This window comes from Klebsiella sp. 18074 (genome assembly GCF_902705905.1).
GTDB classification, from domain to species: Bacteria; Pseudomonadota; Gammaproteobacteria; order Enterobacterales; family Enterobacteriaceae; genus Klebsiella; species Klebsiella terrigena.
In genome coordinates, this window is sequence record NZ_CACSIS010000020.1 from 75382 (window position 1) to 96322 (window position 20941).

Annotated in this window: 20 protein-coding genes; 14 read left to right on the forward strand and 6 right to left on the reverse strand. The window is 56.3% G+C overall.

Features of this window, described 5'->3' with window-relative positions:
* Positions 1 to 4: 4 nt before the first annotated feature.
* Complete coding sequence (locus GVK32_RS19225) at positions 5 to 883, reverse strand: transcriptional regulator (RefSeq protein ID WP_159871826.1); 879 nt, start codon at positions 881 to 883, stop codon at positions 5 to 7.
* A gap of 437 nt (positions 884 to 1320) precedes the next feature.
* Between GVK32_RS19225 and GVK32_RS19230 the strand changes: the two genes are divergently transcribed.
* The 6 genes from GVK32_RS19230 to GVK32_RS19255 all read left to right on the forward strand — a co-directional run bounded on the left by GVK32_RS19230 (position 1321) and on the right by GVK32_RS19255 (position 8221).
* Complete coding sequence (locus GVK32_RS19230) at positions 1321 to 1896, forward strand: LuxR C-terminal-related transcriptional regulator (RefSeq protein ID WP_159871829.1); 576 nt, start codon at positions 1321 to 1323, stop codon at positions 1894 to 1896.
* 140 nt (positions 1897 to 2036) lie between these two features.
* Positions 2037 to 2621, forward strand: coding sequence for a common pilus major fimbrillin subunit EcpA (locus GVK32_RS19235; protein ID WP_159871832.1), 585 nt, complete (start codon positions 2037 to 2039; stop codon positions 2619 to 2621).
* Positions 2622 to 2681: 60 nt separating this feature from the next.
* Entirely contained in the window at positions 2682 to 3350 is a 669-nt protein-coding gene (locus tag GVK32_RS19240) for a hypothetical protein (RefSeq protein ID WP_159871835.1), read from the forward strand.
* Between the two features lie 24 nt (positions 3351 to 3374).
* Positions 3375 to 5903, forward strand: a complete 2529-nt coding sequence (locus tag GVK32_RS19245) for a CS1-pili formation C-terminal domain-containing protein (RefSeq protein ID WP_159871838.1) — start codon at positions 3375 to 3377, stop codon at positions 5901 to 5903.
* A gap of 40 nt (positions 5904 to 5943) precedes the next feature.
* Positions 5944 to 7536: a hypothetical protein gene (locus GVK32_RS19250; RefSeq protein ID WP_227697878.1), complete on the forward strand. Its 1593-nt coding sequence runs from the start codon at positions 5944 to 5946 to the stop codon at positions 7534 to 7536.
* Positions 7526 to 8221 (forward strand): fimbria/pilus periplasmic chaperone, encoded by a 696-nt coding sequence (locus GVK32_RS19255; protein ID WP_159871844.1) that lies wholly within the window; start codon positions 7526 to 7528, stop codon positions 8219 to 8221. Before GVK32_RS19250 ends, GVK32_RS19255 begins: the two co-directional genes overlap by 11 nt.
* Here GVK32_RS19255 and GVK32_RS19260 read toward each other — a convergent pair.
* Genes GVK32_RS19260 through GVK32_RS19270 form a run of 3 tightly spaced genes read right to left on the reverse strand, consistent with a single transcriptional unit; the run spans position 8218 to position 10776 of the window.
* Positions 8218 to 8979: an inositol monophosphatase gene (locus GVK32_RS19260; protein ID WP_159871847.1), complete on the reverse strand. Its 762-nt coding sequence runs from the start codon at positions 8977 to 8979 to the stop codon at positions 8218 to 8220. The genes GVK32_RS19255 and GVK32_RS19260 overlap by 4 nt on opposite strands.
* Positions 8980 to 8989: 10 nt before the next feature.
* Entirely contained in the window at positions 8990 to 10009 is a 1020-nt protein-coding gene (locus GVK32_RS19265) for a LacI family DNA-binding transcriptional regulator (protein WP_041143622.1), read from the reverse strand.
* Positions 10006 to 10776: an MBL fold metallo-hydrolase gene (locus GVK32_RS19270; RefSeq protein WP_159871850.1), complete on the reverse strand. Its 771-nt coding sequence runs from the start codon at positions 10774 to 10776 to the stop codon at positions 10006 to 10008. The genes GVK32_RS19265 and GVK32_RS19270 overlap by 4 nt, the downstream gene beginning before the upstream one ends.
* A gap of 172 nt (positions 10777 to 10948) precedes the next feature.
* On the opposite strand from GVK32_RS19270, the gene GVK32_RS19275 reads away from it, so the two are divergent.
* From GVK32_RS19275 to GVK32_RS19290, 4 genes are all read left to right on the forward strand, one after another.
* Positions 10949 to 11998, forward strand: a complete 1050-nt coding sequence (locus GVK32_RS19275) for an ABC transporter ATP-binding protein (protein ID WP_159871853.1) — start codon at positions 10949 to 10951, stop codon at positions 11996 to 11998.
* Positions 11999 to 12027: 29 nt separating this feature from the next.
* Positions 12028 to 13167 (forward strand): extracellular solute-binding protein, encoded by a 1140-nt coding sequence (locus tag GVK32_RS19280; protein ID WP_159871856.1) that lies wholly within the window; start codon positions 12028 to 12030, stop codon positions 13165 to 13167.
* Positions 13168 to 13235: 68 nt separating this feature from the next.
* Positions 13236 to 14066, forward strand: a complete 831-nt coding sequence (locus GVK32_RS19285) for an ABC transporter permease (protein WP_159871859.1) — start codon at positions 13236 to 13238, stop codon at positions 14064 to 14066.
* 14 nt (positions 14067 to 14080) lie between these two features.
* Entirely contained in the window at positions 14081 to 14923 is an 843-nt protein-coding gene (locus tag GVK32_RS19290) for an ABC transporter permease (RefSeq protein WP_159871862.1), read from the forward strand.
* A gap of 53 nt (positions 14924 to 14976) precedes the next feature.
* Here the strand turns inward: GVK32_RS19290 and GVK32_RS19295 are convergent, their stop codons facing one another.
* Positions 14977 to 15258 (reverse strand): YjcB family protein, encoded by a 282-nt coding sequence (locus GVK32_RS19295; protein ID WP_041143628.1) that lies wholly within the window; start codon positions 15256 to 15258, stop codon positions 14977 to 14979.
* A 545-nt stretch (positions 15259 to 15803) separates the two neighbouring features.
* Between GVK32_RS19295 and GVK32_RS19300 the strand changes: the two genes are divergently transcribed.
* Positions 15804 to 17408, forward strand: a complete 1605-nt coding sequence (locus GVK32_RS19300; protein WP_159871865.1) for an EAL domain-containing protein — start codon at positions 15804 to 15806, stop codon at positions 17406 to 17408.
* On the opposite strand, the gene soxS is transcribed toward GVK32_RS19300, so the two are convergent.
* A complete protein-coding gene (soxS, locus tag GVK32_RS19305; protein ID WP_041143630.1) occupies positions 17393 to 17722 on the reverse strand; it encodes a superoxide response transcriptional regulator SoxS in 330 nt (109 codons plus the stop codon). The genes GVK32_RS19300 and soxS overlap by 16 nt on opposite strands.
* Before the next feature lie 87 nt (positions 17723 to 17809).
* Between soxS and soxR the strand changes: the two genes are divergently transcribed.
* The 3 genes from soxR to GVK32_RS19320 all read left to right on the forward strand — a co-directional run bounded on the left by soxR (position 17810) and on the right by GVK32_RS19320 (position 20940).
* Positions 17810 to 18268, forward strand: a complete 459-nt coding sequence (soxR, locus tag GVK32_RS19310) for a redox-sensitive transcriptional activator SoxR (protein WP_041143631.1) — start codon at positions 17810 to 17812, stop codon at positions 18266 to 18268.
* 258 nt (positions 18269 to 18526) lie between these two features.
* The gene (locus GVK32_RS19315) at positions 18527 to 19195 is read left to right on the forward strand and encodes a glutathione S-transferase family protein (RefSeq protein ID WP_045853430.1); all 669 of its coding nucleotides are present in this window, start codon (positions 18527 to 18529) and stop codon (positions 19193 to 19195) included.
* 395 nt (positions 19196 to 19590) lie between these two features.
* Positions 19591 to 20940: an NCS2 family permease gene (locus GVK32_RS19320; protein ID WP_159871868.1), complete on the forward strand. Its 1350-nt coding sequence runs from the start codon at positions 19591 to 19593 to the stop codon at positions 20938 to 20940.
* Position 20941: the final 1 nt, after the last annotated feature.

Consider the following 20941-nt stretch of genomic DNA (forward strand, 5'->3'; position numbering starts at 1 on the left):
TCTTTTATTTTAAGTAGTAGGAGGAGGTACAGAATGATTTCTTGCTTGATTTGATCGGATAGCGACAAACGATCAGCGACGTTCTGCTCGACGGATAGTGGTTGGTAATATATACCGTTTGGCCATCGGAACAGCTGATGTGCTTCTCCTGCATAAAGTTAATAAAAAATTCATCAAATCTTAAGTCATCATTACGAAACACCTTGCAGGTACCGGGAGTGGCCAGCTCGGTATAAGAGAAGAAAGGCACGCTGGTCTGCGGGAAATAATAAACATAGACCAACAGAACAATCGCCAGCAGGCTGGCGAAACCCGCAACTCTACAGGTTCCTTTTTGACTGTCAGCGAACCTGATGCCGGAAAATATCCACGGGGTGAACTGGTCTTCGTTCACTGGCGGCGATGTCGATAGGTTATCCCGAGGCAGTTCCGGATCTGGCTGCTGCGGTTCTATACTTTCTACTGCCGGAGGTTGATGCGGGTTATTAACATTTTCCTCAACATTCGTTCCACTATCGTCTTCGGACCCCGGGTCGCTTTCAATATGCCGGGCAAAAATGGTGGTGTCATCGTCAATCATAAATCCCCGTTTCGGGATTGTTTGAATTATGCCGCCGTTAACGTGCAGGCGATTTAATGATTTACGCAGCAGAGAGATGTTTTGGTATAGGGTATTTGGCGTAACGTTCATCCCTCTTTCTCCCCAGGCATTATGCAACAGCTCTGCCTGGGTGACTATTCTACCCTGGTTTTTAATTAATAAAATAAAGCAAAGGCTTGCTGGTATTGCCAGAGTGATACGCTCATTGCTTTCGATAGCATGAAGAGTATGCGCCGTAGGATTGAACCTGAGCGTGTTCTCAATAACGTAAATAGTGTCCATGTATTATGTCTTATCGTAAAATAGCTACCGCGGCTGAGGTTTATCTAAGATTTGATATTGAGATACTAGCATTAAAGCTTACTCTCAGCATTCATTCATAACTAAGAATTATCTTAATCCATCAGGGCATTTGTTGTAAAAATACTTGTGTTTGTTAATTTTGTGTTAGATAACTCATTAATTTCAATGAGTTATGTTTTTACATAAAATCAACAAATGTGATTTCTTTACGTTTCATAACTTTATGAGTAATAAAATATGAATATTACCTTTAGTATTGCTGCATAAAACGTAGCGACATTAATAATGTGATAGCAATGTTAATGAATGGCAGGGGCGTGCCAGATTGTTGTTACGAACCCGTCATAATTAGTAACGAAGGCGTCGTGGAAGTGTTTTTTCCGAACCGGTGGCCAATGGAATAGAGGCTGGTTATTATGGCTGTACTGATTGTAACTGATAATTATTTCTTTATACAAGGCCTGAGCCATATGGCCGATGACTTCTGTTATATCGGTTGTGCCGGCAGTTTTGATAGCGAGTTGGCCCGCAGGCAGTGTGCGACGCTGAGCGCTGACGACTATGTAATTATCCATTTTGCACATTTAGAACATATATTATTTTTCTACCGATACTATCTGTCTAACAGCCTGGCGAAAGTTATTGTCGCCCCGGATGCAAAATTTGTTAGCGACGTGTCGGATATTAATGATATTTATTTTCTATCGGCCAATGCCAGCGTCAAGGTGGTGGAAAATATGTTTAAACTTAAAGAATATAAAATCAGGAAGAGAAACCTGACTCCGCGAGAAGAGAAAATAATGTCCTTAATGATTATCGGTGGTTTAATTAATGACATTTCGCAAACACTCGGCTTAAGCATTAAGACGGTCAGTTTACATAAAAGCAATACCAGCAATAAAGTTGGCTTGCTTAATAATAACAATATCACAATGCTGGCCCTGATGCGGTTTATTCTTCCGGCATCAAAGAATGGCCTGCGGATTATTTGATCTGCCGCGGCAGCGCATCCTGTCGATTTATTAAGGCATTTGTTTTTAAGAACTCAGGGTTCTTAAGGGCAATCATTCCATAAAGAACTATGGAACAGTACGGGCCATAAAAAGCCTCTTATCTTTATCAGGTGATAAATATGAAATTGAAAATGTTGGCAGCAGCTCTGATGACTACTCTCTGTGTTGGCGCTGTTCAGGCCGCTGATGTTACGGCTCAGGCAGTAGCGACCTGGTCAGCAACCGCTAAAAAAGATACCACCAGCAAGCTGGTCGTCACTCCGCTGGGCAGCCTGGCGTTCCAGTACGCTGAAGGGATCAAAGGCTTTAACTCGCAGAAAGGCCTGTTTGATGTTGCAATTAAAGGCGATGCTACCGCAACGGCCTTTAAACTGACTTCCCGTCTGATCACCAATACCCTGACTCAGCTGGACACCTCTGGCTCTACGCTGAGCGTTGGCGTTGATTACAACGGCGAGTCCGTAGAAAAATCGACTGACACCACCATGATCGATACCGCTAACGGCAAGCTGGGCGGCAACCTCAGCGCGCTGGCTAACGGCTATAACCAGGCCGGCCGTACTACCGCTCAGGATGGTTTCAACTTCTCTATCGTTAGCGGCACCACCGACGGTACCACGGCTGTAACGGATTACAGCACGCTGCCGGAAGGGATCTGGAGCGGCGACGTCAGCGTACAGTTCGACGCGACCTGGACCAGCTGATTTCCCTGTAGCACAAAGCAGGGGGCTTCCCCCCTGCTTTCTTTCACGGATTGAATTCCCATGAAAAACCACATTCTGGCTATTGGCCTCTGTTTATGCGCAATCATGCCGGCCCGGGCGCTGGACGTTGGCGATATCTCCTCGTTTATGAACAGCGACAGCAGCGTGCTCAGCAAAGAGATAAAAAATACCACCGACAGTGGACGCCTGATCAATATCCATATGGAGCGCCTCTCCTCGCCGCTCGATGGCGGTAACGTCATTGCGATGGAGAGCCAGGACGAAGTTTTGCTCACGCCTGCCAGCCTGCTGCTGCCGGCGAAGAGCAGCGATGTTATTCGCTTTTTCTACAAAGGCCCGACGGATGACAAAGAGCGCTATTACCGCATCGTCTGGTTCGATCAGGCGCTAAGCGACGCGCAGCGCAATGGCGCAGCCCGCAGCGCGGTAGCGACGGCATCCGCCCGTATTGGCACCATTTTGGTCGTGGCGCCCCGCAAGGTGAACTACCGCTATCAGTACGCCAACGGCACGCTGGTGAACAGCGGAAACGCCACGCTGCGCATCCTCGCCTACGGCCCATGCCTCAAGCCGGCAGATGGCAAAGAGTGCAAAGAAAATTATTACCTCATGCCCGGCAAAGAGCGCCGATTCACGCGCGTCAACGTTGCCGATAAAAAAGGACGGGTCGCACTCTGGCAGGGCGAGCAGTTTGTTCCCGTAAAATAACAATTGTGCTGACGGGATAAGGTTATGCCGCGACTACGGATTTCCCCGGAGCTGAAAGCGCTCCTGGCCTACGGTATGGTTATTTTTTCTGTTCCGCTCAGCGTCAGCGCGGCGCCGGAGCAGATACCGCAAATCGGCGGCGTAATTATTCCCCAGGCGTTTAGCCAGGCCCTGCAGGACGGGATGAGCATCCCGCTCTTTATTCATCTGGAAGGCAGTACGGGAAACGGGGACGATCAGCGCCTCGGCAGCGCCTTTATCTGGCTGGATGGCGGCGTGCTGCGCGTGCGCCAGATCCGCCTGGAGGAGAGCGATAATAATGCCACCGTGAGCGCCCAAACCCGGCAGACGCTCGCCTCCCTGGCGAACGAATCCTTCGACAGCGACCTGCGCATGAAGATCTCCGCCGACGCGCAGCTGCAGCTCAGCCTGCGCCAGCTTCTGCTCCAGCTGGTGGTGAAAAAAGAGGCCCTGGGCACCGTGCTGCGATCGCGCAGCGAAGATATCGGCCAGTCCAGCGTTAACGCCCTCAGCAGCACCCTAAACTATAACCTCGGCGTCTATAACAACCAGATGCGCAACGCGGGGAACAGCACCTCCAGCTATCTGTCGATGAATAATGTTACCTCCCTGCGCGAGCATCATCTGGTGCTCGACGGATCGCTCTACGGCGCCGGAACCAGCAATCAGGACAGCGAGATCTATAAGGCGATGTACGAGCGTGACTTCGCCGGTCACCGCTTTGCGGGCGGGATGCTCGATACGTGGAACCTGCAGTCCCTCGGACCGATGACCGCCATTTCGGCAGGCAAAATTTACGGCGCCTCCTGGGGCAACCAGGCCAGCTCGACGGTCTTTGATAACTCCCAGTCGGCGACGCCGATTATCGCGTTCCTGCCTTCCGCCGGTGAAGTGCATCTGTCGCGCGATGGCCGCCTGCTGAGCGTGCAGAACTTCACGATGGGCAACCATGAGGTTGATACCCGCGGCCTGCCGTACGGGATTTACGACGTGAATGTTGAGGTTGTCGTTAACGGCCGGGTGGTCAGCAAGCGAACCCAGCGGGTGAACAAGCTGTTCACCCGGGGACGCGGCGCCGGCGCGCCTTTGGCCTGGCAGGTCTGGGGCGGAAGTTTCCATATGGACCGCTGGTCAGAGGGCGGCAAAAAGACGCTGCCCGCCAAAGAGAGCTGGCTGGCCGGGGCTTCGGCAACGGGCTCGCTGGGCGCCTTCAGCTGGGCCGCAACCGGCTACGGCTACGATAACAACGCCGTCGGCGAGACCCGGCTGACCCTGCCGCTGACGCAATCTATCAACGTGAACCTACAAAACATGCTGGCCAGCGACAGCTCGTGGAGCAGTATCGGCAGCGTCAGCGCCACGCTGCCCGGCGGCTTTAGCTCGGTTTGGGTCAACCAGGAAAAGACCATAATCGGCGACAGGCTGCGGCGCAGCGACGCCGATAACCGGGCGATTGGTGGGACGTTAAACCTCAGCCCGCTGTGGTCAAAGCTGGGCACCTTCAGCATCAGCTATAACGACGATCGCCGCTATAGCAGCCACTACTACACCGCGGACTACTATCAGACCCTCTACAGCAACGCCTACGGTTCGCTGGGCCTGCGCGCCGGGATCCAGCGCTTTAACAACGGCGACAGCAGCGCCAGCACCGGGAAATATATCGCGCTCGACTTTTCTCTGCCGCTCGGCAACTGGTTTAGCGCCGGGATGACCCACCAGAATGGCTACACCATGGCCAACCTGGCGGCGCGCAAGCAGTTTGAGGAAGGGAGCACCATTCGTACCGTCGGCGCCAATATCTCCCGAGCCATCTCCGGCGACACTGGGGATGACAAAACCCTGAGCGGCGGCGCCTATGCCCAGTTCGATACCCGTTACTCCAGCGGGACGCTGAACGTGAACAGCGGGACCGACGGCTACGTGAATACCAACCTCACCGCCAGCGGCAGCGTGGGCTGGCAGGGGACAAATATTGCCGCCAGCGGGCGTACCGACGGTAACGCCGGGGTGATTTTTAATACCGGTCTTGAAGATGACGGCAAGCTCAGCGCCAGGGTAAACGGCCGGGTATTCCAGCTCTCGGGTAAACGCAGCTATCTGCCGCTCTCGCCCTACAGCCGCTACGAAGTCGAGCTGCAGAACAGCAAAAACTCGATCGACAGCTACGACATCGTCAGCAGCCGCAAAAGCCGTCTGACCCTCTATCCGGGCAACGTGGCGGTGATCGAGCCGGAAGTGAAGCAGATGGTGACCGTCTCCGGGCGTATTCGCGCCGAAGACGGCACGCTGCTGGCCAATGCGCACATTAATAACCACATCGGGCGCACCCGCACCGATGACAAAGGCGAGTTTGTGATGGATGTAGATAAAAAATTCCCGACCATCGACTTCAGCTACGGCAACAACCAGCGCTGCGAAGTGGAGCTTGAGATTAACAAAGCGCGCGGGGCGGTATGGGTCGGCGATGTGACCTGTAACGGCTTGAAAACCTACGCCAGCAACCTGGCGACGGGAGAGAATTATGAAGGCTAAATGGGGTGCGCTATTGGCGATTGCGTTCGCTCTGGGCGCAATGACGCGGGCCTCTGCGGCGGTGACCAAAACGAACTGGCCCGACGCGGCGGCGATGCAGTATGTGCTTGTGGAAAACAACGCTGACGATAACTACTTCGTCACCCCAGGCGGCGCGCTCGACCCGCGCCTGACCGGCGGCAGCCGTTGGACCGGGCTGAAGTATACCGGTACCGGCACTATCTATCAGCAGAGCCTGGGCTATATCGATAACGGCTACAACACGGTGCTGAACGCCAACTGGCAGTTCGACATGTGGCTGGAGAACTCGCCGGTATCCAACCCGCTGAGCGGCCTGCGCTGTATAAACTGGTACGTTGGCTGCGATATGGCAACCAGCCTGATTCAGGCACCGGCGCTGGATGCGAGCGGTTTCTACGGCGCGACGGTAACCTCAGGCGGGACTAAATGGATGCACGGGATGCTATCCGACGCCTTCTACCAGTATCTGCAGCAGATGCCGGTAGGCGGCAGCTTCTCGATGACCATCAACGTCTGTCAGACTTCCGTTCAGTTCGATGCCAGCAGCGGGGCGCGCTGTAAGGATCAGGCTTCGGGGCGCTGGTATACCCGCAAGGTTACCCATACCAAGGCCGCCAACTTAAGGTTGCTCAATACTCACTCCCTTACCGAGGTGTTTATCAATACCGACGGCGTGCCGACCCTCGGCGAGGGGAGCACCAACTGCCATGCCCAGACCATCGGCACCCGCTCCGGTCTGAGCTGTAAGATGGTTAACTATGCTCTGGAAAACAACGGCCTGAGCAATACCTCCATCCATATTTTCCCCGCCATCAGCAATTCGTCGCTGGTCTCTGCGGTGGGCATCTATGATATGCAGTTCAGCCTCAACGGCAATTCGTGGAAACCGGTAAGCGGCATCTCCTACTACTACAATTTCAATGAGATGAAGTCCTCTGACTCCATTTACATCTTCTTTTCGAATAACTTCTTTAAGCAAATGGTCGCGCTGGGGATCAGCGATATAAATACCAAAGATTTGTTTAACTTCCGCTTCCAGAACATTACGTCGCCGGAGTCCGGCTGGTATGAGTTTTCTACCTCTAACTCCCTGATTATCAAGCCGCGTGATTTCGGTATCAGCATTATTTCCGATGAGTACACCAGCGCGCCGAGCCGCGAGGGCTACGTCGGGCAGGGCAAGCCTTCGCTGGATTTTGGCTATATCGTCACCACCAGCGGCAGGACCGCCGCCGATGAGGTGCTGATCAAAGTTAACGGCCCGGCGCAGACCATCGACGGGCGTTCATACTGCATCTTCAGCTCCGCGGACAATACGACGAAAGTGCCTTTCCCGGCGACGCTGACCTTCACGACGCAAAACGGCGGCAACAAAACCTACGATGCCGGCTGCGACGATAGCTGGGGCGACATGACCGATGCGCTGTGGATGAGCACGCCGTGGAACGACGCCTCCGGCGATCCGGGAGTGATGAATAAAACCACGGTCAAGTTTTCCATCCCGATGAATGACGGGATCTCGCTGAAAACGATCGACGGTGACGGCTGGTTCGGTGAAGTGAGCGCTTCAGGTGAAATTCGGGTCCAGGCGACGTGGCGAAATGTTAACTAATACGATACGCGCGATGGCGTGGCTGCTGGCCCTCTGCCTGCCGGCGGTCGGAGAGGCCATATCGGTCGGTAACCTGACCTTTTCGCTGGGGGCGGAAGAGAGCTTTGCCGCCAAGCGGGTGCTGAATAATAACCAGAGCGCGCGCCTGTATCAGGTCTCGGTGGTCGGCATCGACCGTCCGGGCGGGAAAGAGGTTCGCTCCCGCCCGGCGGACGGCGAGCTGCTCTTTGCGCCGCGCCAACTGACCCTGCAGGCGAGGGAGGGGGAATATTTTAAGTTCTACTATCACGGGCCTCAGGACAACCGCGAGCGCTACTATCGGGTCTCGTTTCGTGAAATCCCTACCCGCAACCGCGTAGAGCGCAATACCGCCGGGGCGGCGGTGAGCATCGACCCGGTGGTGGTGGTGGAGACTATCCTGGCGGTGCGTCCGCGTCAGGTCGATTTTAAATGGGCTTTTGACCGCCAGGCGGGCACCGTCAGCAACAGCGGCAACACCTGGTTTAAGCTGCTGATTAAGCCCGGATGTGGGGCAACGGAAGAGGACGGCGACGCCTGGTACCTACGCCCAGGCGACGTGGTGCGCCAGGCCGCGCTGCGCCAGCCTGGCGACAAATACATAATTTACAACGATAAATTTATCAAAATATCCAGCGACTGCCCGTCGCCATCGGCGGGCGGTTAGCTGCCCGTCAGGGCCATCAGGCGCGACTGAACCTCGGGGCAGCCGGCCAGCACCAGGTTACCGCTGAGCAGGCCGTCGTTGGCCAGAAAGTCGCTGCTTGTCCCGCCCGCTTCGACGATCAGCAGGATACCCGCCAGCGCATCCCAGCTGTTCATATGCGCCTCATAATAGGCGTGCACCTGGCCGGCGGCGACGTGGGCCAGCATCAGCGCCCCGGCGCCAAAGCGGCGGTACTCCATGCCGGCGTCAATCACCCGCTCAAGCATGCGGGCGTAGTTTGCGGCAGGCGCCCGGCTGGAGCGCCCCATGCCAATCACCACCGTTTCCGGGTCCGGCTCGCGCAGAGCCAGGCGCTTAGCGTTGAGAAATGCGCCTTCACCGCGGCGGGCAAAGAAAAACTCGTTGCGATCCGGGGCGTAGATAATGCCCAGCTCCAGCACGCCCTGGCTGACCCAGGCCAGAGAAATACACCAGTAATCCATGCCCAGAATATAGTTGGTGGTGCCGTCGATAGGATCAATGACCCAGGTTCCCTGCTTCCCGGCCCGCAGGCCGCTCTCTTCGCCGAGAAAACCGTCCTCAGGGCGATGGGCCTCCAGCCAGGTCTTGATCTCCTGCTCGACGAAAACGTCGGCCTGGGAAACAAAATCCTGGCGCGCTTTTTTATCCACCTGCAGTCCCGCATCGCGCAGCTCCTGCGCGCGCGTACCCAACTGGCGAATCAAACTGCATAGCGACTGCTGCTGTTCTTCGGTCATAGCCTGGCTCTTATGTGGTTGATGGCGACGTGCGCCGGTGAATTAAATCGACCTTCACCCACGTGGTGCGTGAAGGCTGGAGCGGATCGCTGGCCCTCTCCAGCAGGCGGGTGAGCGCCTGGCGGGAGATCTCCGCCACGTCCTGATGCAGAGTAGTCAGCCGGTAGCTGTACTGTGCCGTTTGCGGCGTGTTATCAAACCCGATGAGCTGAAAATCCGCCGGGGCTTCTTTGCCACGCTGGCGCATGCCGTCAAGAAAGCCACAGGCCAGCTGCGCGTTGGCGCAAAAAATCCCCTCCAGCGCATCGTCGGCGTCGGCGGCGGCCAGCAGCCCGCCCTCATAGCCCTCGAGGGAGGCAAAAAGAGGCTGAAGATCGCGCCGCGTATCCACCCCAAGTTCGGTGAGCGCCTGATAAAACGCTTCCCCGCGCATTTGTCCGGCCCAGGTTGAGTGTCGATGGTTTAGCCAGCCAAAGCGGCGGCAGCCGGCGGTTACCAGCTGCTTCGCGGCCAGCGCCGCCCCGGCGGCATTGTCCGAGCAGACGTAGTCGACGCCGGGAATATTGGGCTGACGGTTAATGCCGACGACCGGAATTTGCTGCTGGGCGAACTCGTAGACCAGCGATTCAGGCGGCTGGCCGGAGGTGACGATCGCCCCGGACACGCGAAACTGCGCGAAGCGGCGAAGGGTCTGGGCCAGATCCTGCTCGCTGCGGATCTCGCTGACCAGCGCCTGAAAATCGCGGCGCTGGATCTCGCTCAGCAGCCCGTCGAGCAGGCTGCTGCGAAACGGATCGTTGATGCGGGAAACGATCACCCCGATCAGGTGGCTGCGCCGGCGGTTAAGCCCCTGGGCGAGAAAGTTGACCTGATAGCCCAGCTCTTCTGCGGCGCGCAGCACCCGCTCGCGGGCGGCGGGCGAGATGCTGCCGTTATTGCTCAGCGCGCGGGAAACGACCGCGCGCGAGACGCCGGCGCGGCGGGCAACGTCCTCGGCGGTAATGCTCTGTTTTCGGGGAAGTGCGCTCATGCCGGGCTTTCCTCGCCGCTGCGCGGTGGCTGATGAAGATCGTATTGTAAGCCGTCCTGGCTGACGAACAACCCGTTCCACGGCCGGCAGGCTACCCGTAGCGCCGGCAGGATCGCGTCGTAGCAGTGATAGAGCCCCATGGCGGGCAGCGCCAGCGTTTGAAACAGCGCCAGGCAGGCCGGGAAATCGCCGTGGGAGGCGTCGTCGCTCAGGGCGGTGAGCGAGGCGCACTCCTGAAACGCCAGATCTGCCCCCGCCATCAGCGCGATCGACTGCGCAGTCGGCCGGCCGTCGCCGCTGTAGAACAGGCTTTTCCCGCCGAGGGTGATGCGAATAGCGCGGTTGCTGAGCTCGTGCTGGGTTTCGGCGGTGCGGATCTGCCAGTCGTGCCAGGTCCACGCCGGGGTGACGTCGCGCCACTCAATCGCAAAGCACAGCGCGGTGTCCGGCCAGTTTGCCAGCTGCGCCAGCTGCATCAGTACCGGACGCTGCTGCGGCTGGCTGTAGATAATCAGCGGCTTGTGGCGGGAAAAGCTTTTCCAGTAGTTGAGCAGCGCCGTCAGGCCGGTACAGTGATCCGGATGGACGTGGGTGAAGTAAATGGCATCGATATCGTTAATATCGCCCCCGCGCTGCCACAGGGCACGAGGGATGGTGGGGCCGCAATCAATCAGCCACTGGCGATTGTTATTATCAATAACGCGCAGCGCAGAGGTATTTTGGCTCTCTGAGAAGGCGCTGCCGCAGCCGAGAACGTCTATTTTCATTTACCCTCGCCAAAAAATTTTCGCACTTAATTAAATTGTCACAAATACCCGACAAAGTAGGCTCACATCATGTCGAGTCAACGTTGCATTTTTTTTACAGCCAAATGAACACGTGTTCATCTCGGTGCGAATAAATAAAAAAATGCCTACAGAAGAGTTTTGGATACCGAATATGAGCTATCTGCACATTGCCAGCCTGAGAATTAGCTACGGCGATAAGGTTGTCCTGCATAATATCGATCTGGCGGTAGAGAAGGGGGAGATGATCGCCCTGCTGGGGCCTTCAGGCTGCGGGAAAACCACGCTGCTCAATGCGCTCTGCGGCTTTATCCCGGCGCAGAGCGGGGAGATCGTCGTCGCTGGCAGGGATATTACCCATAGCCCGCCGGAGCAGCGCAATATTACGATGGTTTTTCAAAGCTATGCGCTGTGGCCGCATCTGACGGTGGCCCGCAATATCGGCTACGGCCTGAAGCTGCGTCGGTGGCGTCGCGACGATATCGACCGCCGGGTGGCGGAACTGCTGGAGATCGTCAACCTCTCGGGGCTGGCGGAAATGAAGGTGACCGAGCTTTCCGGCGGCCAGCGTCAGCGGGTTGCCCTGGCGCGCGCCCTGGCGATTGAACCGGACGTACTGGTGCTGGATGAACCGCTCTCCAATCTCGATGCCAAAGTCCGTCTTAACGTCCGCCATGAAATAAAAGCGCTGCAAAAGAAGCTCGGCTTTACCTCATTAATCGTCACCCATGACCAGCAGGAAGCGCTGGTGATGGCTGATCGTATCGCCGTATTAAATAACGGCAGGATTGAGCAGCTAGGGACGCCGGAAGAGATATATCAGCGTCCGGCCACGCCTTTTGTCGCCGATTTTATGGGGGCCGATAATAAAATAAATAGCCGCGATATCCGCACCCTCGACGGTATTCACTGGCGCAGCCCACAGGCATATTCCGATATCGATTCTGGCGAGCAGGTTATTTATTTTCGCAGCACCGACGCGGCGCTCCTTTCAGTAGCGGATAGCGCGCCGCAGGAGGGGCTGACCCTTGACGGCATCGTCGAACAAAGCGCCTTCCTCGGCCATTTATATCGCCACAGCGTGCGCTGCCGCGATCGCCTGCTGCTGGCGGATTCTACCCGCTGCTGGCCCGCCAGCTCCCCGGTCAGGCTGCACGTGCCGACGCCGGCGCTGCATATTTTTCCTTCATCTCATGCAAGTTGACATCATCGTGTTCATTCTGGGGATAAACCATGTTTACTAAAAAAAACGTTGCGCTAGCGACCGCCGTACTCCTGAGCTACGGCGCGCAGGCCGATACCATCCTGAACGTCGCGACGGCGGGCGATCAGAATATGGTGGATTACGTAAAAACCTGGCTGGGGCCAAAGTTTGAGGCCGCGCATCCGGGCGTCAAGGTGCAGGTTATCGGTACCGGGCCGGGGGATGCGGGGTCGAACAAAATTATCGAAAAGCTGACGGCGCAGAAGGAGAGCGGCGCCAGCAGCTGGGATATTGACGTCGCCGTGGTACATCAAAAAGCCGGCGGCGAGCTGGTGGAGAAGGGGCTATTAGAGAAGTACCGCCAGCAGATTAAGACCGGCAGCCTGGTTAGCGCCGACAACGCTAAAAATGCCCTCGGGGTTAACGTCGACGGCTACGTGATGCCGATGTTTTTAAGCCAGACCGCCATTGCCTGGAACAGCGAGACGATCAAAACCCCGCCGGCCTCCTACGATGAGCTGGTGGCCTGGGCGCAGAAAAACCCGCAGGCCTTCGGCTATAACGGGATTAAAAACGGCATGTCCGGGGTCAGCTTCGTGGTGGGCTGGATGTACGCCTACGGCACCGACGCTCAGCGCCTCTCCTCCCTGCCGTACGATAAAAGCGTGGAGAAAAACTGGGGCCAGGCCTATGAAAAGCTGAAGGCTTTTAATAAAAACGTCACCTTCACGCCGGGCAACGCCGGGACGCTCGATATGCTGACCCGCGGGGAGATCGCGATGGGGCCGGTGTGGGTGGACATGTTCTACAGCTGGAAGGATCAGGGCAAGCTGCCGCCGTCGATCAAGCTGTCCCTGCTGGCGCCGGGCATGCCGGGTCAGCCGATGTATTACGTGACCCCGGCGAAGGCGGCGAATCCGCAGCTGGCGCGCGAGTTTATCGAGCTGGCGACCAGCCCGGAGGTGCAGGCGCAGGGGATCGTGAAGCAGTTTAACTGGTATCCCGGCATCGATGCGCAGCACGTTAAGCCGCAGCTGGACGCGGGGACGTGGCAAAAGCTGTTTGCTGAGATTTCGCCGCAGGCGCTGGTGGAATACGGCAAAAGCTTCCCGATTACCGCCTATTTTGACGATATTAAAGAAGGTTACGAAAGCCAGGTCGCCAACTAACCTCCGTCGATGCCCGGGACGGCTGCGCGTCGACCCGGGCGTTTCTCCTTGCTGATATCAGGTTTGCTATGCGTATTTCGCTGAAATATCTGCTGCTGGTTGCTCCCGCCACGCTGACCATCGCCGTGTTGTTTTTATATCCGCTGGGCTTCTCGCTGATGGCCGCCTTTACCGACGATGCGCAGCGGCTGACCCTGGCCCACTTTCGCAAAGTCTATGCGCTCTACTCCACCGATATTCTGTTTACGCTGATCGTCGTGCTGAGCTCCGTGGCACTGCTGGCGCTTATTTCGATCACCCTTTCCGCGGTGATTACCCTGTCGTCCTGCCGGCCGATCGTGCAGATGCTGGCATTTTTATATCGGCTGCCGCTGTTTATTCCCTTTATCGTTGCGGCGCAGATGATGCGCACCTTTCTGGCCAAAAACGGCTTAATGAACAATGCGCTGGTTGCCAGCGATCTGCTCACGCCAATGGAGACTCTCTCCTGGCTGGGCTGGAAGGGCATTATTATCACCTTCGTCTGGAAGCAGCTGGCGTTCGCCACGCTGCTTATCTGCGGCGCAATGGCGGCGCTTGAGCCGTCGCAAATTCTGGCGGCGCGCAACCTGGGCGCCTCTCGCCCGCGGATCCTGTTCGATATTATTCTGCCGCAGGTGCTGCCTGCTATCGGCGTGGCGCTGGTGCTCTCGACCGTCACCATGATGTCGGTGCTGTCGGTGCCGCTGATGATAGGCGTCGGTACGCCGACGATGATCACCGTTGATATGGCGTTTCGCGTGAACTCCTACGGGGATTACGCCGTGGCTAACGCCCTCGGCGTCGTGTCGCTGCTTATCTGCGGCGCGCTGTCGTGGTTTTATCTGCGCCACAGCCTGCGGCAAAAAGGGGGAGAATAATGAAGGAGGTTACGATGACGTCACCCGCGACGCTGCTGGCGAAAGGGCGGAGAAAGCTGAACGCCAGCCTGCCGCTCCAGACGCTGCTGCTGGTTCTGATGCTGCTGGCGATGTTTGGCCCGCTGCTGAATCTGCTTATCTGGACGGTGGCCGAAAGCTGGTTCTTTCCCCACAGCCTGCCCAGCCAGTGGGGGCTGAAATACTGGTATCAGGTGTTCAGTCCCTATAGCGATGTTTCGGGCTCTCTGCTGACCAGCGTGCTGATTGCCGTGCTGTCGGTGCTGGTGTGCCTGCTGATTTCGATCCCCGCCGGCTATGCGTTATCGCGGCGAGGGATGCCGCTGCGGGTGGGTTTTATGCTGCTGTTTCTTATTCCGCAGGCGTTCCCCAACCTGACGGTATATATGAATATTGCCCGGCTTTTCTATCAGTGGGGGCTCAACGGCACCGTGGCCGGCGTGGTGCTGGTGCACAGCGTGCACGGGCTGATGTATTCGGTATGGATCTGCGTGGCGGCGTTTTCGGCGGTCGATCCGCTGCTGGCAAGAGCGTCGCGCAATCTGGGGGCTGGGGCGGTGTATACGTTTTGGCATATCGTTTTGCCCCAGGCATCGCCGGGGATTATTGCTGCTAGTATTTTTGTCTTTCTGGAGTCGCTGGACGAGTTCACCGGCACCTTTTTTGTCGGCGCGCCGGATATCACCACGCTGCCGCTGCTGCTATACAACGCCAGCATGTCGGGAAACTATCAGGTGTCGTCTATTACCGCGCTGATTTTATTACTGCCGTCGCTGCTGTTTATGCTGGTTATTCATAAATTTATGCGCCCGGAAATGCTGGCGAAAATGGGCAAATAGCGCTCAGGCTACCCGCCAGTAAAAACGCTTCCCGGTGGGAAGCGTTTCTATTATCAGGTCATCATCATTGGCCACTCTGGCGGCGTCTGGCTCATCACTTCAACCATGACGTCTTTAATGTTGCCCCAGATTTTGGCAACGTCGATCAGCGTGATACCGAGCAGGCCGGTGGCAAACCAGCAGGCGGCGACCAGCCCCAGGCAGCTGCAGATGACCGCCAGGCCGGCATAGTCGCTTTTACGTAGCTGAATATTCATCGAGCTGGCTAAAAACATCAGCACTGCGCTCACCAGCGGCCAGCGTAGGAGTATGACACTGGTAGTAATGGAAGCCATTAACCTGATCCTCAAAGAAAGTCGGGGGCCTTTGACAACCTGGCGAGACTAACGATGACGTGGCGCTCTGGCTATCGACGGGCAAACAAACGTATAATGAAACAATGTTTCCGTTTCATTATGATGTGTGAACTATATCACACTTGTTCTTTTATTCACCAGCCAAAAATTGCGTTTTTTATGTGTTTATAAACCATTTAAATACTGTGGTTAATGGCGCGGTGCGCCATAGCCATGCCCGCCATGATGCTGAAGCTAATGCATTAATACGATGGATTGTGTTTTTGCCAGGCTTATATCTGCGGGTTTTATTACCTGTTCGCGGTAATCATACGGATAAACCGAATCAGAGAGCGGTGCCGCCCTCATTATGTCGAGAATGTTTCTCGATTGTTCTATAAGTTAGTATTATTCATCATTATCAGCTGTGGGGTTTTTACGCCAAATAGTCGATTGCTAAATGACTGAGTGTTGTATAAGAGTAGGCATCTGCCATTGTGGACTGTTACCGTGACTAAGGCGTATCGCATGGATATAAAGCGGAAATGAGTCGTAACGCGCCGCATAAGGCGTTGAAAGTACTCGGTATTGCCCTGGTTATCCTGCTGCCAATGGTGCTGGCATCCTGGCTTGCCCAACACCGGGCAAAGGTGGAAACCGACGACCAGCTCCGCTCATTTTCTCAACTGGCGCTGCAGAAAACCGAAATGGTTATTCATGAGGTCGAGGAGGCGCGTAAAAAGGCCATGCAATATCAGGGGATAATATGTTCGCCGCAGCATCAGCGATATATGCTGGATATTGTTCGCAGCCTGCTTTACGTCAATGATTTAATCTATGCGAAAGGCACTGATTTCGTTTGCTCAACCGCCGTTCATCCCGATACGGCCTGGCATGTTGAGACGGCTAATTATATAAAAAAGCCGGATATCGCCATCTATTACTATCGCGATACGCCGTTCTATCCCGGTTTTGCCATGACCTATATGCAGCGCGGCCACTATGTTGCGGTTATTAATCCACTTTCCTATAGCGCGTTAATATCCAGCGATAGAGATTTAGCCTACGGTCTGTTCGATACCAAAACGAATCAGTTTTTCTCTGTCAGCAAAAATACCGACGCCGCGGCGTTACGTCCACTGATCCACAGCGAAGACACCTTTTTCCAGCAGGACCGCCGGGTATACACCGTTGCCCATTCGGCGAACCGCCCTATCGCGGTGATCGTGTCCACCTCGCGCGTGGGCTATTATCAAAATTTATATGAGCAGATCGTGCTCACTCTGCCGCTGGGCCTGATTGGTAGTGGGCTGATGTTAATTCTGTGGCTACGAATCCGGCGGCAGTATCACTCCCCGCGCAGCAGGCTGCAGCGCGCGCTGAGCCGTCGCCAGCTGTGCCTGCACTATCAGCCGATTGTCGATATTAAAAATAACCGCTGCGTCGGGGCCGAAGCGCTGCTGCGCTGGCCAGGATGCGATGGCCCGGTGATGAGCCCGGCGGAGTTCATTCCGCTGGCGGAGAACGAAGGGCTGATTGCGCAGGTGACGGACTACGTCGTGAATGAGGTGTTTGCCGATCTGGGTGAATTCCTCGCCAGCCATCCGCAGCTGTACGTCGCGATAAACCTTTCGGCCACGGACTTCCACTCCGCGCGGCTGATTAGCCAAATTAGTGAAAAGGCGCAAAGCTACGCGGTATGCATCAACCAGATTAAAATCGAAGTGACCGAGCGCGGGTTTATTGACGTGCAGAAAACGACGCCGGTGATTCAGGCCTTTCGCGAGGCGGGATATGAAGTCGCCATCGATGATTTCGGCACCGGCTACTCCAACCTGCATAACCTCTCTTCGCTCAACGTCGACATTCTCAAGATCGATAAATCCTTTATCGATACGCTGACGACCCACGGCACCAGCCACACGATCGCCGAGCATATTATTGAGATGGCGCGCAGCCTGCACCTGAAAACCGTGGCCGAGGGCGTCGAAACGCTGGACCAGGTGAAGTGGCTACACAAGCGCGGCGTCCGCTACTGCCAGGGCTGGCATTTTGCGAAGGCGATGCCGGTGCAGGAGTTTAAGCAGTGGCTGGTTAAGGCACCAGCGCTGCTTAACGCCCGTGCGCAAAACCGTCAGGCGGAAATCTGATGGCGATAGTCGCTGGGCGTGCGGTCATACTCCCGGCGGAACACCCGTGAAAACGTCTGCTGCGAGACGTAGCCCAGATCCATCGCGATATCGAAAATCGGGCGCTGGGTGGTTCTGAGGGCTTCAGCGGCCAGTAACAGCCGACGTTGGCGAATGTAATCCCCCAGCGTCTGGTGCGTAACGGCGCGGAACATCCGCTGGAGATACCATTTCGAGTACCCCGATTTTTTGGCGACTACATCAATGTTAAGTGGTTGATCGATATGTTCATCAATCCATTCAATAAGCGTTTGGATAATATCCTGATGGGACATAAAGCGGCCTCTCTCTCAATTCTCGATTCGTCGTTTTGTCTGCGGGTGAGTATAATTCCTCAAGTTAACTTGAGGTAAAGCGCTTTTATGGAAAAGAAATCACCCCGTATTAAAATGCTGTTGACCCCTGGCGAAGTGGCAAAACGTACCGGCGTTGCCGTCTCGGCGCTCCATTTCTATGAAAGCAAAGGGCTGATTCACAGCCAGCGCAATCCGGGTAATCAGCGGCGCTACCGTCGCGACGTGCTGCGCGCGGTGGCGATTATCAAGATTGCGCAGCGTATTGGCATTCCGCTGGCGACTATCGGCGACGCCTTTGGCGTGCTGCCCGAAGGCCACAACCTAAGCGCCAAAGAGTGGAAGCAGCTATCGTCGGTGTGGCGGGAAGAGCTGGACCGGCGCATTCATACGCTGACCGCGCTGCGCGATCAGCTGGATGGCTGTATCGGCTGCGGCTGTCTGTCGCGACGGGACTGCCCGCTGCGTAACCCGGGAGACAAGCTGGGTGAAGAGGGGACCGGCGCGCGGCTGCTGGAGGATGATTAAAAAACTAAAGCGCCACAACAGGGCGCTTTAGTTGTTTTCCGGTCTTTGTCTTTCGCTCTATCCCGCTGGTACACAGGAGGGTTTCCCCCGACGTCGGCTCACCTCAGTATTGCGCAACAAGCTGATGGAGGTTCCGGATTGCGCCGACACCTTAATTGTGGCACATCCCCTTAAATCTACCCGCTTATTTTGGCGAATTTTTCCCGTCATTCACCGCCAGTTCCTATAGTTAATTTGAACAAACGACGGGAGAGACTCATGCTGACGGTACATCACCTCAATCAATCGCGATCGCAGCGCGTACTCTGGGCGCTGGAAGAGCTGCAGCTGCCCTATCAGATTGTCTGCTATCCGCGGCAGAAAAATATGCTGGCACCGCCGGAGTTAAAAAACATTCACCCGCTGGGCAAATCCCCGGTTGTGGAGGACAACGGCTACGTGCTGGCGGAGTCCGGGGCGATCCTCGAATATCTGCAGGAAACCTACGATAGCACGCAGCAGCTGCGGCCGCAGGCGATGGCGGACAGGCTGCAGTACCGCTTTTGGCTGCACTATGCCGAAGGCTCGCTGATGCCCCTGATGCTGATGAAGCTGGTTTTTTCCAGCCTCGGCAAGGCCCCGGTGCCGTTCGGCATGCGCACCCTGGGCGGCGCGCTGGGGAAGGGGATGCAAAAAGCCTGGCTGGACCGGCAGATTGCCACCCACGCCGGCTTTATCGAAGACCACCTCTCCCGATGGCCGTGGTTCGCGGGCGAAAACCTGAGCATGGCCGATATCCAGATGAGCTTTCCGCTGCTGGCGCTGCAGTCGCGCGGCGGAATCGACGGGCTTGCGCACATCGCCCGCTGGACGCAGCGTATCGAACAGCGTCCGGCCTGGCAGCGCGCCATTGAGCGCGGCGGCCCCTTCACGCTACCGGGTGCCTGAGGCATCATCTTTTACGATGGCCGGCGCGAATTGCTATCAGCGCAATACAAAAATGTTAGCAGATTGCGCATAGACGATAACGTTTGCGCATCGGCTGGTTATTTCCTGAACGTCATAAGCGAAATTTAGCGAAATACGACAAACTTCAGTTGAAAAGGGCCATCTAAAGGCTGGATAATCGTTTGCCTTATTATTTTGCTCGCTATTTATCCTGCTAACAGGGGGGGAGTAAAGTAATTTTGACCACCGTATTGTATGCGCGGAGTTAAACGTTTGCTTTTTTTGCAGCCCCCCTGGCGCTGCGATATATAGCACAAGGAGATCGCGTTGAACTGGCAGTGGATGGTCCACCACGCATACCGACGAATGATAAAAATTCTCAGGGGAAGTTTTCTATGTCTACGCCTTCAGCGCGTACCGGCGGTTCATTAGACGCCTGGTTTAAAATTTCGGCTCGCGGCAGCTCCGTGCGTCAGGAAATTCTTGCAGGTTTAACCACTTTTCTGGCCATGGTGTACTCGGTAATCGTGGTACCTGGCATGCTGGGTAAAGCCGGGTTCCCACCGGCAGCGGTGTTTGTCTCCACCTGCCTGGTGGCGGGCGTGGGCTCTCTGGTGATGGGGCTGTGGGCCAACCTGCCGCTGGCAATCGGTTGTGCTATCTCGCTGACCGCCTTTACCGCCTTCAGCCTGGTGCTGGGGCAGCAGATCAGCATCCCGGTTGCGCTGGGCGCCGTGTTCCTGATGGGCGTGCTGTTTACCATTATCTCCGCCACCGGCATTCGTAGCTGGATCTTACGCAACCTGCCGCAGGGCGTTGCGCACGGCACCGGTATTGGTATCGGCCTGTTCCTGCTGCTGATCGCCGCCAACGGTGTGGGCCTGGTCATTAAGAACCCGCTGGACGGTCTGCCGGTGGCGCTGGGTAATTTCGACAGCTTCCCGGTGATTATGTCGCTGGTGGGGCTGGCGGTGATTATCGGCCTCGAAAAGCTGAAGGTGCCGGGTGGTATCCTGCTGACCATTATCGGCGTGTCGATCGTGGGCCTGATTTTCGACCCTAACGTTCACTTCTCCGGTATTTTTGCCATGCCGTCGCTGAGCGACGATCAAGGCAATTCGCTGATCGGCAGCCTGGATATTATCGGCGCGCTGAACCCGGTAGTTCTGCCGAGCGTGCTGGCGCTGGTGATGACGGCGGTATTTGATGCCACCGGCACCATCCGCGCGGTCGCGGGGCAGGCGAACCTGCTGGACAAAGACGGGCAGATCATCAACGGCGGTAAAGCGCTGACCACCGACTCCCTGAGCAGCGTCTTCTCCGGCCTGGTCGGCGCGGCGCCGGCGGCGGTGTATATCGAATCGGCTGCGGGTACCGCTGCCGGCGGTAAAACGGGCCTGACCGCGGTGACGGTTGGCGTGCTGTTCCTGCTGATCCTGTTCCTCTCTCCGCTCTCCTATCTGGTTCCCGCCTACGCCACCGCTCCGGCGCTGATGTATGTCGGCCTGCTGATGCTGAGCAACGTGGCGAAGATTGATTTCAACGATTTTGTCGATGCGATGACGGGGCTGATTACCGCGGTCTTTATCGTGCTGACCTGCAACATCGTTACCGGCATCATGATCGGCTTCGCGTCGCTGGTTATCGGACGCCTGGTCTCCGGGGAGTGGCGCAAGCTGAACCTCGGCACCGTGATCATTGCCGCAGTGCTGGTTATCTTCTACGCCGGCGGCTGGGCAATTTAAG